Source organism: Agrobacterium vitis (genome assembly GCF_013337045.2).
GTDB lineage: Bacteria > Pseudomonadota > Alphaproteobacteria > Rhizobiales > Rhizobiaceae > Allorhizobium > Allorhizobium vitis_B.
Genome location: NZ_CP118259.1, coordinates 1674205 through 1688101 on the forward strand (window position 1 = coordinate 1674205; position 13897 = coordinate 1688101).

Consider the following 13897-nt stretch of genomic DNA (forward strand, 5'->3'; position numbering starts at 1 on the left):
AAGATACCGGCAATGGCGCTGAAAAGCGGCTGTTCTTCCCATAAAACCCCGCAACGCGGGTTGGCTGAGAGTTTAGACCGGCTGCAAAGGCCGATGCGGAGGTCCGGGTTGCTCAACACGGATACGATCACCCGGACGAACCACACCACCCTCGATGACCACAGCCATCACACCTGCCTTGCGGATCAGGCTACCGTCCGGGGCTCGATCCAGTACTGCCTGCATCAGGCCCGGCTGAAAATCATTGATCTGTTTGCAGGGATTGCGAAGACCGGTCACTTCGACCACCGCACCCGAGCCAAAATGCAGGCGGCTTCCTTGCGGCAGCGCCAGAAGATCGATTCCAACCGTGGTAATATTCTCGCCAAGATCGCCCGGCGTTACGTCAAATCCCTTATCTTCCAGTTCATCGAACAGTTCGGCGTGAATAAGATGAACCTGGCGCAGGTTCGGTTGGCTCGGATCGGCAGCAACCCGCGAGCGATGCTGGACCGTGACACCAAGGTGAGCGTCGCCCTCCACGCCCAATCCCGCCAGAAGCAAGATCTCGTCTCGCCCCTGCTTGCTGAACAGGTGATCTTTCGAAAGGCTGACCGCCGCAACCTTCATCATGTCAATTGCGCTCCCGCCTCAGCTTTGCCCACCAGTCCAGCCGCTTGCGGATATCCCGCTCGAAACCGCGCTCTGGCGGATCGTAAAAGGTCTGGCGACCCATTTTTTCCGGAAAATAGTCCTGCCCGGAAAACGCATCCGGCTCGTCATGGTCATAGCGATAGCCGTCCCCATAGCCCTCGCCTTTCATCAGCTTGGTTGGGGCGTTGAGAATATGCTTGGGCGGTAGCAGCGAGCCATTTTCCTTGGCGGCGCGCATGGCGGATTTATAGGCGGTATAAACCGCGTTTGATTTCGGCGCGGTGGCGAGGTAGACGCAGGCCTGCGCCAGCGCCAACTCCCCCTCAGGTGAACCGAGATAGTCATAGGCATCCTTGGCGGCATTGCAGACCACCAGCGCCTGAGGATCGGCGAGACCGATATCTTCCACCGCCATTCGGACCAGCCTGCGACCTAGATAAAGCGGGTCTTCGCCTGCATCGAACATCCGGCAAAGATAATAGAGCGCCGCATCCGGGTCCGAACCTCGCACCGATTTATGCAGCGCCGAGATCAGATTGTAATGGCCGTCCTGCCCTTTGTCATAGACCGGCGCACGCCGCTGCACGATCCGTGTCAGCGCCTCGGTGTCAAAGACCTCTCCCTCCCGCGCTGCCCGCCAGACTTCCTCGGCCAGCGTCAGGGCCGCCCGGCCATCGCCATCCGCCATGCGGATCAGGCTGGTCCGGGCAGCCTCATCCAGCGGCAAAGGCTTCTCCTCGGTCGCTTCGGCCCGCTTTAGCAGCGTCTCGATACTCTCCTCATCGTGCGGCTTGAAGGTGAGCACGCGGGCACGTGACAAAAGCGCGGCATTCAGCTCGAAAGACGGGTTTTCGGTGGTGGCACCCACCAGAATGACCGTGCCATCCTCCATGACCGGCAGGAAGCTATCCTGCTGCGCCCGGTTAAAGCGATGGATCTCATCAACGAACAGCAATGTCTGGCGACCGGACATCCGCCGGGCGCGGGCACCCTCAAACACCCGTTTCAGATCCGCCACGCCGGAGAAAATTGCTGAAATCTGCTCGAAGGCCAGATCCGCCTCCCCCGATAGCAGCCGAGCAACAGTGGTTTTGCCGGTGCCGGGCGGACCCCAGAAGATCATCGACCCCAGAGAGCCGGACGCAATCATCCGGGCCAGAACACCGTCGGGCCCGGTCAGATGATCCTGCCCCGTCACATCGGAGAGCGTTTTCGGCCTTAGCCGATCCGCCAGCGGCCTGCGGGCCGCCATGTCCTCATCCAGTTTCGGGGCAAACAGATCACTCATCGAAACATCTGCCGCAGCCGCTGGCCATTGCGATCGATCTCAATCCGCCAATAGGCAGGCGAGCTTTTGGCGATCTGCACCATGTCCCGCGACGAAGTGACCTCCGTACCATTGATGGAGATGATGATATCGCCGGGCTGGAAGCCAAGCCGCTGCGCAACCGAGCCATCGGCAACAGCCGTAATGGCAACGCCTGTCGTCTGCGTGTTCAGTTTCAACTCATAGGCAAGGCGCGGCGACAGATTGCCGACCGTCGCCCCTTCAAACGGGCTGTTGTTCTTGATTACCTGCTCGTCGCGCGGACGGGTTTCAGGTGCACCGGCCAGCGTCAAAGTAATGTCCTTCGGCTTGCCGTTGTCGATCACGTTCAAGGTGACCGATTTGCCAAGCCCTATCGTCGTCAGGCGATAGTTCAGGGCATCCGGATGCTCAACGATGACCCCATCCACCGCCGTAATCACCTGCCCCGCCTTGATACCGGCCTTATCCGCCGGACCACCTTCCACCGTCTTCGTCACCAGTGCACCCAAAACCTGCTTCAGGCCAAGTGCATCGGCAACATCTGACGTGACCGGCTCGAATGTGGCGCCAACGTAAGGCCGCTCGAACGAGGATTCGCCCTTGTCTGCCGCCTCCAGGAACACCTTGACCAGATTGGCTGGAATGGCGAAACCAACACCGTTCGAGCCACCGCCCTTGGAAAAGATCGCGGTATTCAGGCCGATCAGCTCGCCATTCATATTCATCAGCGCGCCGCCGGAATTGCCGGGATTGATCGACGCATCGGTCTGGATGAAGAAGCCGAAATCGCCTTCCGATACCTGATTGCGCGCCAGGCCGGAGACAATGCCGCTGGTCACCGTCTGGCCAACACCGAAGGGATTGCCGATTGCCAGCACGAGATCGCCAACCTCGATCTTATCCGAATCGGCGATTTTCAGCGTCGGCAGGCTTTCCTTGGCGTCGATTTTCAGGACGGCCAGATCCAGCCGCTCATCTTTCAAGACCACTTTCACCGGATATTCCCGGCCATCGGACAGCGCCACCTTGATATCGTCGGCTCCTGCGATAACGTGATTATTGGTCATCACCGTGCCATTCGCCTCAACGATCACCCCCGAGCCCAGCGAAGTCTGGCGTTCCGTGCGGTTGGGAAAACGCTGGCCGAAAAACTGCTGAAAAAACGGATCGCCGGCGAAAGGATTGACGCGGCTCTGGACGATCCGCTCAGCATAAACATTAACGACGGCCCCATGGGTCTGCTTGACCAGTGGGGCAAAGGACATTTGCATATCCGCGCGGCTTTGGGGCAGGCTTTTCGCGTCCTGCGCCAGCCCCGGTGAACCGGCCAGACATGCAAGGACGATGACGGCGGGAGACATCGATTTCAGGCCACGCATACGGGTTTCCTCTTCATTCTCCCAAAACTTGACAACCAAGTCTTATGGGAGGTCTTGGCAAAGCAAAATAGGCTCTTGGGTGAAAATTGTGGCAAAGCATCGTCATTTCAAGCAGCGACGGTTCAGCGCAACGACAATAATGAAAACCGAGATGATCCAACCCACCAAAGCGGGGAACATTTGCTGGTGAAGCGCATTCTTGATAGCCTTGACGGCGAAAGCCTGCCGCGTCGAATGACGGGAAAGCAATGATCATGAAAACCGCATCTGCCACCGCCTCGATTTTGTTTCTCAGCACTCTGGTGATTGCAGGCATGATGCCCCGCCACAGCACTGCCGCGAGCTTCGATTGCACCAAAACCGATCTTAAGGCCGATGAAAAAGCGATTTGCGACAATCGTGCCCTCAACGATCTCGACGTAAAGATGGTCACCACTTTCGAGCTGATATCCGGCCTGCTGCCCATGGGCAATCGCGGCGAATTGCAGGACCAACAGACGGTTTGGCTGAAAACCCGCCAGTCCTGCAATGCAGATAATGACTGCATTGCCAAGGCCTATGATGCTCGGCTGAAGGCATTGAAGAGCGTTTACGACAAGATTGAACGACCTCTTTAAGTTTATTTACGGGCAAGTTTATTTGCACGCTGGCAAGAACCGGGTGGTTTCAGTCCACCGTCCAGGCAAGAGTTTGGCACATTCACGTCAAACAGGAGCCAGACAATGCAAACCATCCGCTTTGCCCCCATGCCATCCACCCTTGCCGAAGCCTACCGCGGAGGTGCGCCGGATGCCTATGGCTGCGTGCCGGAGCGCCGCATCTCGCCCGGTGGCAGTTATCAATGCCGCCATTGCCTGGCGTCAATTGCCGAAGGTGAGCCTTATCTGACCGTGGCCTATCGGCCTTTCCCGCATCTACAGCCCTATGCCGAAACAGGACCGATCTTTCTTCACGCCGAGGAATGCGCGGCTTACGATGATGGCGATACGTTGCCGCCCATCTTCGAAAGCCCTGATTATATTGTGCGTGGTTATGGCCATGATGACCGGATCGTCTATGGCACCGGGGCCGTTACCGAGACATCCCGAATTGCGGCGCGCGCGCAAGAGCTTCTCCAGGACGAAAAAATCGCCTATGTGCATGTCCGGTCGGCTCGCAACAACTGCTTTCAATGCAGGATCGAGCGGACCCCGGTGGGCGAAGGCCTGTCGGAGGGATTGGAAACCGTCTAGGCACTGCAAGGAGACATGTCTTGAAAATTGGCGTCATCAATACCGGCGGCACGATCAGCTGCGTCGGAAATCCGCTGGCTCCGATGACCAGCACGCAATTCAAGGCAGCCTGCCAGTCCCACCTCGATCCGATCCTCAAGCAGAAATTTGCCGATCTGGTGCTGGACTATGTGACCGACCTCGCCTTTCCCGAGAGCGACAGCGGCATGTTGGACAGCACCAATCTGCAACCCTCCGACTGGTGCCTGATTGCCCGCCATATCCTGGAGCGCTACGACACGGTGGACGGCTGGATCGTGCTGCATGGCACCGACACGATGGATTACAGCGGCACGGCACTGGCCATGTTGCTGGCGCGTTTCAGTGCCGATGGCACCGTGCTGGCGCAACTCAACAAGCCGGTTATCCTCACCGGCTCGCAGGTGCCGCTGTTTCACTCCCCGACGCCGGGGGTGATTTCCGGCATGACGTTCAATAGTGACGCCTTTCAGAATGTCTGTGGTGCGGTCGCGGCTGCCCAGACGGGTCTTGCCGGTGTCAGTGTGTTTTTCGATAGCCAGTTGATGCGCGGCTCACGCGTAGTGAAAGCCGATGCCAGCCAGTTCCGTGGCTTTTCCAGCCCGAATTTCCCGGTTATCGGCCAGTATGGCATCACCCTCGGCCTCAATGCCGACCTTGCCCCACTGCCACCCGTATCCTCCGCTGTCAGCCTGGATGATGAAGCCGCAAGGGCAGAAACCCTGGCCCAATTGCAGGCCATCACCTCCAGCATAAACAAGGCCCCGGTCATCACTCTCGGGGCCTTTCCTGCCTGGTACGATGCCGCCCAAGGTAAGGCGCTGCTGGCCGATATGATCCGCGCCTGCGTGGCCCAGGGCATTGGCGGACTGGTGCTGCAAGCCTATGGCGCGGGCAATTTTCCAAGCGGCAATGCCCGGCAGCCGGACCAGGGCGCCATCTACAAGGCATTGGATGAGGCCAATCGGGCGGGCGTGGTTGTCGTCGATAACACCCAGGTTCTGCAGGGTGCTGTGGATTATAATACCTATGCCGCAGGGGCCTGGTTGCCCGCTATAGGCGCGTTGAATCCCGTGGACATGACCGTCATGGCCTCCCTCGCCAAGCTGACCGTGCTTCTGGCTGCCCGCGACGCAAATGGTTGGTCACTGGACGATGTCAAATATCTGATGCAGATCCCGTTGGTTGGCGAGATGGCCGATATTTCCCGGCTGGACAGCCGCAGCAACGCTGTTCTGCTTCCCGGCCAATTGCTGTCCACGCTCAATGGCAGCGCCAGCCTGGTAAACGACCCGGTATACGGCCCGCAACTGCGCGATAGTTCAGGCAAGACGCTTTGGTCGATGCTGGGGTCAATGCTGAACGAAAATGAAAAAACCGCCCTGCCCGGCCGATTACAGATGCGCGACGATGGAAATCTGGTTTTCTATAACCGCAACAATCAGCCGCTGTGGCAGAGCAAGACCGGTGGCGAGCAAGGTGCCTCGTCGCAATTGCGACTTTCGCAGCCAGACGAAAACACGGTGTGTTTGAGCGTATATGATTACCACCGCCGCCAACCGCTCTGGAGCAAGAATTTTTTGCTCACATCCGACCAGTAGGAAGGTCCGAAGATGTGAACCACATCCTCGCCAGAAAATTGGAATGCGAGCTGCAATTTTCACTAGCCGTTCGTATGACGTGGAGGGCGGCCTCGATCGGCTCGGGGTAAGCTGAAATTTTAACGAGATCTTTTACCGTATTTACAACGGTCGCCTCTAAAATCGGAAATCAACCGAGAAAAAAGACTTTCACAATGCAAAACAACCTGAAAATGGATATTCGCACTGCTCCTCGAAGCCGCTGCCGTATGGACAGTGCCGTGCGTTATATGCGCCAAGTTGCCGATTGCCGGATCATCGATATTTCGCGCTCAGGCCTGGCGCTTGAACTCTACACCGCCTTCCACGCCGCGGCAGGCAGCACTGTCCTTATCGAAAATGAGGAAATCGGTCTGCTGGAGGGCATGGTGCGCTGGAATCGCGGTGGACGGCTGGGAATTCAATTTCGCCAGAATAGCAATTCCATTGCGAAGGTTGCCGCTTACTTTCGCAACTTCCATCAGGAAGTGCAGCCTGTCCTGAAACGATAGACTGAATCGCTTCTCCCGACAGATTTGATCGCCAACGGAAATGTCATCCGTCAATTTATGACGTATATGGCATTTCAGTTTAGCATCATCAACCTGTCATGATATGGATGCAACTGGTTTGCGATGCTCACGCATCGACGATGACATTTGCCAGGAGCCTTCCCATGTCGCCACTCGCTCACTTGCGCCCTTCCGACCTGCACCCTATTACGCGCCGCTCACTGCTGGGTGGTTTTGCCGCTGCCAGCGCTCTTGTCGTACTGCATCCGTTTGCCGCCCGGGCGGCCGCCAACCAGGCGCATCTGCGACTGATGGAAACCACCGATATCCATGTCAACCTGATGCCCTACGACTATTATGCCGACAAGCCCAATGACACGATGGGTCTGGCGCGCACGGCAACGCTGATAGACGAGATCCGGGCCGAAGCCGGTAATTCCATGCTGATCGACAATGGTGATTTGCTGCAAGGCAGCCCGATGGGCGATTACATGGCCTATAAGAAAGGCATCAAGGCCGGTGACCAGCATCCGGTGATGAAGGCGATGAACACGCTGGGTTATGATTGCGGCACGCTTGGCAATCACGAATTCAATTACGGCCTCGATTTCATGTTCAACACGCTGGCGGCGGCGAAATATCCTATTGTCTGCGCCAACCTGACCAAGGGCCAGCTGGCAACCGATCCGAAAAACGACGCGCTGTTCTTCAAGCCCTTTACCATTATTGAAAAGACGATCAAGGACGGGGCGGGTGCCGAGAGCGTGATCAAGGTCGGCTTTATCGGTTTCGTTCCGCCGCAAATCATGCTCTGGGATGCCAAGAACCTTGAAGGCAAGGCCCAGACTCGTGACATCGTCGAGGCGGCGCGCGCCTGGGTACCTGTGATGAAGGAGCAAGGTGCCGATATCGTCATCGCGCTATCGCATTCCGGTATTGATGGCAGCGGCCAGACGGAAAGAATGGAAAATGCCTCGCTCTATCTGGCGACAGTTGACGGCATCGATGCGATTTTCACCGGTCATCAACATCTGGTCTTTCCCGGCCCCAAGACCTGGGATGGCGTCCAGGGCGCTGATCCGCTGAAGGGAACATTGATGGGCAAGCCCGCCGTCATGGCTGGTTTCTGGGGCTCACATATGGGCCTGATTGACTTCATGCTGGAAAAAGATGGCAATAGCTGGAAAATCGTCGATTTCACCGCCGAGGCGCGACCGATCTATCACCGCGATGACGCCAAGAAAATCATTGCCGATGTCAGGGACAACCAAAACCTCGTGGCCTCCGTAAAGGACGAGCATGAGGCGACGCTCGCTTACGTACGCACCCCGGTCGGCAAGACATCAGCACCGCTTTACTCCTATTTTGCGCTGGTGGCCGATGACCCGTCAGTGCAGATCGTGTCCAATGCCCAGACCTGGTATATCAAGGACATGCTGAAGGAGACGAAGTACAAGGATTATCCGGTGCTGTCTGCCGCAGCCCCCTTCAAGGCTGGCGGCCGCGGTGGCGCCGATTATTATACCGATGTTCCCGCAGGCGATATTGCCATCAAGAATGTCTCGGACCTCTATCTCTATCCAAATACCGTGCAGGCGGTGCTGATAACAGGCGCGCAAGTCAAGAACTGGCTGGAAATGTCGGCTGGCATGTTCAACCAGATCAAGCCTGGGTCGAAGGATGCAGCCCTGCTCAATCTCGACTTCCCATCCTACAATTACGATGTGATCGACGGCGTCACCTATGAGATCGACCTGTCGCAGCCAGCGAAATATGACAAGGATGGCAAGCCGGTCAATCCAGATGCAAACCGGATCAAGAACCTGAGCTTTAACGGCAAGCCGATCGATCCCGCCCAGCAATTTGTGGTCGTCACCAACAATTACCGCGCCGGTGGTGGTGGAAAATTTCCTGAAATCGCCTCCGACAAGGTGATTTTCGTCGGCCCGGATACCAATCGCGATGTCATCGTCCGCTATATCGTCGCGCAGGGCACCATCAACCCTGCTGCCGATGGCAATTGGCGCTTTGCCGCGATCCCCGACACGACCGCCAGCTTCCAGACAGGCCCTAAGGGCCGGGTGTTTGCCGCTGAGATCAAGGGCGCGAAGATCGAGGATGCCGGTGACGGCGCGGACGGTTTTGCCAATTACCGGCTGATTCTGTAAAACCACGATCCAGCTGAAACGCAAAACGCCCGGACCAAATCCGGGTGTTTTTTATGCATTACGATAGAAGCAAGTGACTGATATCAGGCGCTGCGATCCTTGGCGCCATCGGCAAACAGCGAAGGTCCGTTCTGGTCGATAATCTGGCGGGCCTTACGGAAGGTGCAATCCAGCGCATCTTCCTTGGATGTAAACATGTCGGCGCGAATGAAGCTGCGGGTCAGCGTTTCGCCGTTAACATCCTTTTCGATCCGCCCGGCCAAACGCAACTGGCTGCCTTCCTTGATCGGCTCAGCATAGATCCGGCAATCGCCATGTAATTGCGGCTCAGCGGAAACGGATTGCTTCGTTTCATCTGATGATGATGAACCCGAAAACGCCGAAAAGATCTTCGAAAGAAAGGATGCCATTGCAACTGCCCTCTGCCTGCCAACAAATGTCATGGCACAGGGACGCTCCCGCATCCTGGCCAAGACCAACGTCGTTTGTCGGCAAGCATGATCATAAAATCAAGCGATTTTGCTCAGAACCCGCGATAAAAGGCTGATATCAGGCGACCGCATCCTCAGCAGGCAAGGATTTCACTGCAGTTTCATTGGTCATGACACGACGGTTGCGCAGGAAAAACTGGAAACTGGTTGGCGCCCGCATCAGATATCCCGGATAGGCAGTAATCAGGCGCATCAGAACCTTGAAATCCGGCAGGTAGCCCTTGGCCAAGCCACGCAACAGGGCATAAGTATAGGCGCCTTCATAAAGCTTCTGGCGGAACAGAACAGTCTCCGGATCAGCAAGCAGGATAACCGGCGTATCCTTGAGGTAATTATATTGAAGCGCCAGACACCCCTGGATCGCCACAGATTTCGGGCTCGCCCAGGACACGTTGGACCAATAGAGATTGACGCCTTCCAGGCAGCTGACATTGATCTTCGGATCGATCACCGTGTCGTTGAACAGGCAAAGCTCGATCCAGAAAACATGATCCTCACCGGCACTGCGCAATGCGCCATTGAAACGCAAACCGGCATTTTTCTTGAACCGGTAAACGACGGTCGAAGTCTGCGGAGGGCACTCGCGGATCATCACTTCAGCAAGCCGTCCCTTGCGGAAGGCATGGTAATTATCGCCGCAGATCAGGTCTTCAGCGGAAGCAAGCGCACGGCGCGTACCAGGAAGACTAATGAAATAGTCGGCATAATACTTGCCACGAACATGGTTGCAGAAGAAGAAATCGCCAAAGGCAAGCCCGTCCAAGGCGCGCTGGATGTGATTGTCGTGCCAGACGTCATCAGAATCGAGAAAGGCCACATAGTTGACGGGATCGGCTTCAAGATAATCCAGCGCCATATTGCGCGCTTCGCCTGGTCCACCATTGTCTTTTTCAAGCAGAACGATGCGCAGATTGGGACTAGCTTCGAAACCAGCAAGTTCCTCTTTGGCGGGAATTGGCGAGCTATCGTCAACGATAACAACGCTTATCTCAACGTCACTGTCTAATTTCTGCGCTTTAATCGATTCCAGAGCCCGGGATAAAATTCCCTTCTCTTTCTGGAAAAAGGGAATCACGACAGCAACCGATACACTCATCATACACCTCACGTTGCTTCAACGACACCCTTTGCCACGCGCGGATTTCAAGCCATGCGCAGCCAAGATCTGTTCAGACACCATCACTGATGCCGCAGCGTTCACGGAAAAAGCATTAATACAAAATTAAGCCTACACAACATTAGCCGAGCCAGCAACATCTAGAAACGTCATTTATTGGGTCTATTTTTTTAAGAATCGCGGGAACGAAATCAGCATTACCATTATGCTACACATGTATTTTTACCAATTTCCCAAATTGGGACAGCACTGTTTAAGCAGCAAAATTAAGAAAAACTATTCGAAATCAATATTTTGGAAGATTGGTGTGTATCTACCCCCTTATTATTGGGGATATTTTACAAACCTTAAGTGGATTTATTCTAGGCAATGCAACCGTTTATGATTGCATGCTTGAATGCAAAAAACGGAACTTATGGTAAATTTCTTGATAGCATCAGCTTATGATCCATATCGAGACATGGATTGGCCGTAGGCAGCGGTGTTTCTAACCCTGCCCTTCCTGCTTTCGCTTCAGTAGAGCGCGTCAGCAACGCCGTTCGCCTATACCCTGCCGAGGTAAAACCGTATTTTTCACTATCTGCTGGAGGATTGCTTAAAGCAGTTCCAACTTCGGGATTGATGCGTTAGCAGATAGCACTGATATTGCCGATGCTGGAAACCAGACCATGACAAAAACTGCCGTTCAAGATGCCGTTCATGCCCTTCGCGACCTGTTCCCCGCGACACCCCTGCAATTGAGCGAGCACTTGAGCACATTGTTCAATGCCAATATTTATCTCAAACGCGAAGACCTGACGCCGGTGCGCTCCTATAAGGTGCGCGGCGCCTATAACTTCTTCCGCAAAGTTATCGCCCGGGGACAGATCGACAAGATCTTCGTCTGCGCCTCGGCCGGCAATCATGCACAGGGCTTTGCATTCGCCTGCCGTCACTTCGGCGTGCATGGCGTGGTGTTCATGCCGGTGACCACGCCGCAGCAGAAGATCGACAAGACCCGCAAGTTCGGTGCCGAGTTCATCACCATCCGGCTGGTCGGCGATATCTTCGACCAATGCTATAAGGCAGCCCGCGACTATGTGGATGAAGCCGACGGCCTGATGGTGCCGCCGTTCGACCATGCTGACATCATCGAAGGCCAGGCAACCGTTGCTGCCGAAATTCTGGAACAACTACCGGAAGAGGTCACACCCGATCTGGTGATCATGCCCGTCGGCGGCGGCGGCTTGAGTGCGGGCATGACGGGCTATCTGGCCGAAGACCTACCTGCATCCGCCTTTCTGTTTGCCGAGCCGGTCGGCGCGCCAAGCCTCAAACGCTCGTTGGAAGCGGGTGAAGTCATCACCCTCCCCAAGGTCGATAATTTTGTTGATGGTGCCGCCGTGGCGCGAATCGGCGATGCCAATTTTGCAGCCTTGAAACAGTTTCCGCCCGCTCAGGTCATGCTGGTGCCGGAAAACGCGATTTGCGGAACGATCATCGACATGCTGAATGTCGAAGGCGTGGTGCTGGAACCGGCGGGCGCCTTGGCGATTGCTGCCCTCGGCCTGGCGGAGCGTCCATCCATTGAGGGCAAGACCGTGGTTCTCGTCGTCTCCGGTGGCAATTTCGATTTCGAGCGCCTGCCCGACGTTAAAGAGCGCGCCATGCGCTATGCCGGCTTGAAGAAATATTTCATCCTGCGCCTGCCGCAGCGGCCCGGCGCGTTGCGCGATTTTCTCAACCTGCTCGGCCCGGAAGACGATATCGCCCGCTTCGAATATCTGAAGAAATCCGCCCGCAATTTTGGCTCGATCCTGATCGGAATTGAAACGACGGATGCCTCGAATTTTTCCGGCCTGTTTCAACGCTTCGATGAAAATGGTCTCGGCTTCGAGGACATCACCGAAAACGACATCCTGGCCAATCTGATCATCTGACGATGTTTAAAATTGCACCGCTGTCTGCTTAAAATTTGACGTTCTGCCGCATTTGCCGGACGACAATAGCTCACGACAGAACAGTAAATTTTGAAAAACCGCCAAAAAACAAAGGATAAACAGACAAAACTCCAAATAGCACTCGGCAATTGCCAAGCTGGCACAAGAGTTGCTAGTATACAGCCAGAGTTGGCAGCTAGGGTTCCGGCGCGAGAAGCGTGACTGGTCCGAGAGCAGCCACCGGCGGGGGAGACATCCCTGTCGGGTGCACGGCGGGATAAAAGCCCGGGAGACCTCGTTAGCCAAGGGATTGGCGGCGTTGGTCTATGCCGATCCCTTTTGAAAAAAGCAAAAGGGGAAATTCATGCGCCTGTTCTCAAAACTTCTCTCTGTTTCCGTACTGTCCGCAGCTATGTCGCTCACCGGACTTGTCCCAGCCGATGCCGCCACCAAGAAGGAGTTCAAGGTTGCCTGGTCGATCTATGTCGGCTGGATGCCGTGGGGCTATGCCAGCGACCATGGCATCGTCAAGAAATGGGCCGACAAATACGGCATCAAGATCGATGTCACGCAGTTCAACGATTACGTGGAATCGATGAACCAATACACCGCCGGTGCCTTCGATGCGGTCACGCTGACCAATATGGACGGTCTTTCCATTCCCGCCGCTGGCGGCGTCGATACCACGGCGGTGATCGTCGGCGACTTTTCCAATGGCAATGACGCGGTCATCCTGAAGGGTAAGGACAAGCTTGCCGATATCAGAGGCCAGAACGTCAATCTGGTCGAATTTTCTGTCTCGCATTACCTGCTGGTGCGGGCACTGGAAAGCCTTAAACTGACGGAAAAAGACGTGAAGGTGGTCAACACCTCAGATGCCGATATGGTCGCTGCCTATAAGACCGACGATGTGACCTCGGTTGTCACCTGGAACCCGCTGGTCTCGACCATTCTGGAAGAACCGACAGCGAAGAAAGTGTTCGACAGTTCGCAGATCCCCGGCGAAATCATGGACCTGATGGTCGCCAATACCGAAGTCCTCAAGGACAATCCGGATTTCGGCAAGGCGCTGGCGGGCATCTGGTATGATACGGTCAAGCTGATGATGACCGACACCGCAGAAGGCAAGGCTGCCCGCGAGGAGATGGGCAAGGCTTCGGGCACTGACCTCAAGGGCTTCGACAGCCAGTTGGCCGCCACCAAGCTGTTCGACAAGCCAGCGGATGCCAGCGCCTTCACCACCTCGCCCGGCCTGCCGAAAACCATGGATCTGGTGCGTAATTTCCTGTTTGAAAAAGGCCTGCTGGGCAATGGCGCACCCTCTGCCGACGTGATCGGTATCGAAATGCCTGATGGTAAGGTGCTGGGCGACAAGGCCAATGTGAAGTTCCGCTTCACCACCACCTATATGGATGCCGCCGCCAAAGGCACACTCTGAGCAACGCCTGACCTGTGAGTGGGGCGGATATCTTTCCGCCCCACATTCCCCAAGAGTTCGGA

The 13897-nt window shown here is 55.9% G+C and carries 13 protein-coding genes and 1 riboswitch; of the genes, 8 read left to right on the forward strand and 5 right to left on the reverse strand.

Annotated features, from left to right (window positions below; all coding sequences use genetic code 11):
* Window positions 1–72: 72 nt before the first annotated feature.
* The 3 genes from G6L01_RS08105 to G6L01_RS08115 are packed head-to-tail and all read right to left on the reverse strand — an operon-like array spanning window position 73 to window position 3321.
* Window positions 73–612: an MOSC domain-containing protein gene (locus tag G6L01_RS08105; RefSeq protein WP_070164864.1), complete on the reverse strand. Its 540-nt coding sequence runs from the start codon at window positions 610–612 to the stop codon at window positions 73–75.
* Between the two features lies 1 nt (window position 613).
* On the reverse strand, window positions 614–1921 hold the full coding sequence (locus G6L01_RS08110; RefSeq protein WP_070164865.1) for a replication-associated recombination protein A: 1308 nt from the start codon (window positions 1919–1921) through the stop codon (window positions 614–616).
* Window positions 1918–3321, reverse strand: coding sequence for a DegQ family serine endoprotease (locus G6L01_RS08115; protein WP_070164866.1), 1404 nt, complete (start codon window positions 3319–3321; stop codon window positions 1918–1920). Before G6L01_RS08115 ends, G6L01_RS08110 begins: the two co-directional genes overlap by 4 nt.
* A gap of 54 nt (window positions 3322–3375) precedes the next feature.
* On the opposite strand from G6L01_RS08115, the gene G6L01_RS08120 reads away from it, so the two are divergent.
* From G6L01_RS08120 to G6L01_RS08145, 6 genes are all read left to right on the forward strand, one after another.
* The gene (locus G6L01_RS08120) at window positions 3376–3573 is read left to right on the forward strand and encodes a hypothetical protein (protein WP_139190303.1); all 198 of its coding nucleotides are present in this window, start codon (window positions 3376–3378) and stop codon (window positions 3571–3573) included.
* Between the two features lie 2 nt (window positions 3574–3575).
* Window positions 3576–3938, forward strand: coding sequence for a lysozyme inhibitor LprI family protein (locus G6L01_RS08125; RefSeq protein WP_070165143.1), 363 nt, complete (start codon window positions 3576–3578; stop codon window positions 3936–3938).
* Window positions 3939–4043: 105 nt separating this feature from the next.
* Window positions 4044–4553, forward strand: a complete 510-nt coding sequence (locus tag G6L01_RS08130) for a DUF1203 domain-containing protein (protein ID WP_070164867.1) — start codon at window positions 4044–4046, stop codon at window positions 4551–4553.
* Between the two features lie 20 nt (window positions 4554–4573).
* Entirely contained in the window at window positions 4574–6172 is a 1599-nt protein-coding gene (locus G6L01_RS08135) for an asparaginase domain-containing protein (protein WP_071206421.1), read from the forward strand.
* A gap of 212 nt (window positions 6173–6384) precedes the next feature.
* Window positions 6385–6702 carry a PilZ domain-containing protein gene (locus G6L01_RS08140; RefSeq protein ID WP_272950981.1) on the forward strand — a complete coding sequence of 106 codons (318 nt, stop codon included), beginning with the start codon at window positions 6385–6387 and terminating at the stop codon, window positions 6700–6702.
* Window positions 6703–6866: 164 nt separating this feature from the next.
* Window positions 6867–8870: a bifunctional 2',3'-cyclic-nucleotide 2'-phosphodiesterase/3'-nucleotidase gene (locus tag G6L01_RS08145; RefSeq protein ID WP_070164870.1), complete on the forward strand. Its 2004-nt coding sequence runs from the start codon at window positions 6867–6869 to the stop codon at window positions 8868–8870.
* An 83-nt stretch (window positions 8871–8953) separates the two neighbouring features.
* On the opposite strand, the gene G6L01_RS08150 is transcribed toward G6L01_RS08145, so the two are convergent.
* Both G6L01_RS08150 and G6L01_RS08155 read right to left on the reverse strand, forming a co-directional pair.
* On the reverse strand, window positions 8954–9280 hold the full coding sequence (locus tag G6L01_RS08150) for an HlyU family transcriptional regulator (RefSeq protein ID WP_060717018.1): 327 nt from the start codon (window positions 9278–9280) through the stop codon (window positions 8954–8956).
* Window positions 9281–9419: 139 nt separating this feature from the next.
* Window positions 9420–10460 (reverse strand): glycosyltransferase family A protein, encoded by a 1041-nt coding sequence (locus G6L01_RS08155; RefSeq protein WP_070164871.1) that lies wholly within the window; start codon window positions 10458–10460, stop codon window positions 9420–9422.
* Between the two features lie 686 nt (window positions 10461–11146).
* On the opposite strand from G6L01_RS08155, the gene ilvA reads away from it, so the two are divergent.
* Together ilvA and G6L01_RS08165 are read left to right on the forward strand one after the other, a co-directional pair.
* Window positions 11147–12397, forward strand: coding sequence for a threonine ammonia-lyase (gene ilvA, locus G6L01_RS08160; protein ID WP_070164872.1), 1251 nt, complete (start codon window positions 11147–11149; stop codon window positions 12395–12397).
* A 185-nt stretch (window positions 12398–12582) separates the two neighbouring features.
* A riboswitch (guanidine-I (ykkC/yxkD leader) is annotated at window positions 12583–12691 on the forward strand.
* Window positions 12692–12761: 70 nt separating this feature from the next.
* Window positions 12762–13835 carry a putative urea ABC transporter substrate-binding protein gene (locus G6L01_RS08165; protein WP_070164873.1) on the forward strand — a complete coding sequence of 358 codons (1074 nt, stop codon included), beginning with the start codon at window positions 12762–12764 and terminating at the stop codon, window positions 13833–13835.
* The last annotated feature ends 62 nt before the right edge of the window (window positions 13836–13897 follow it).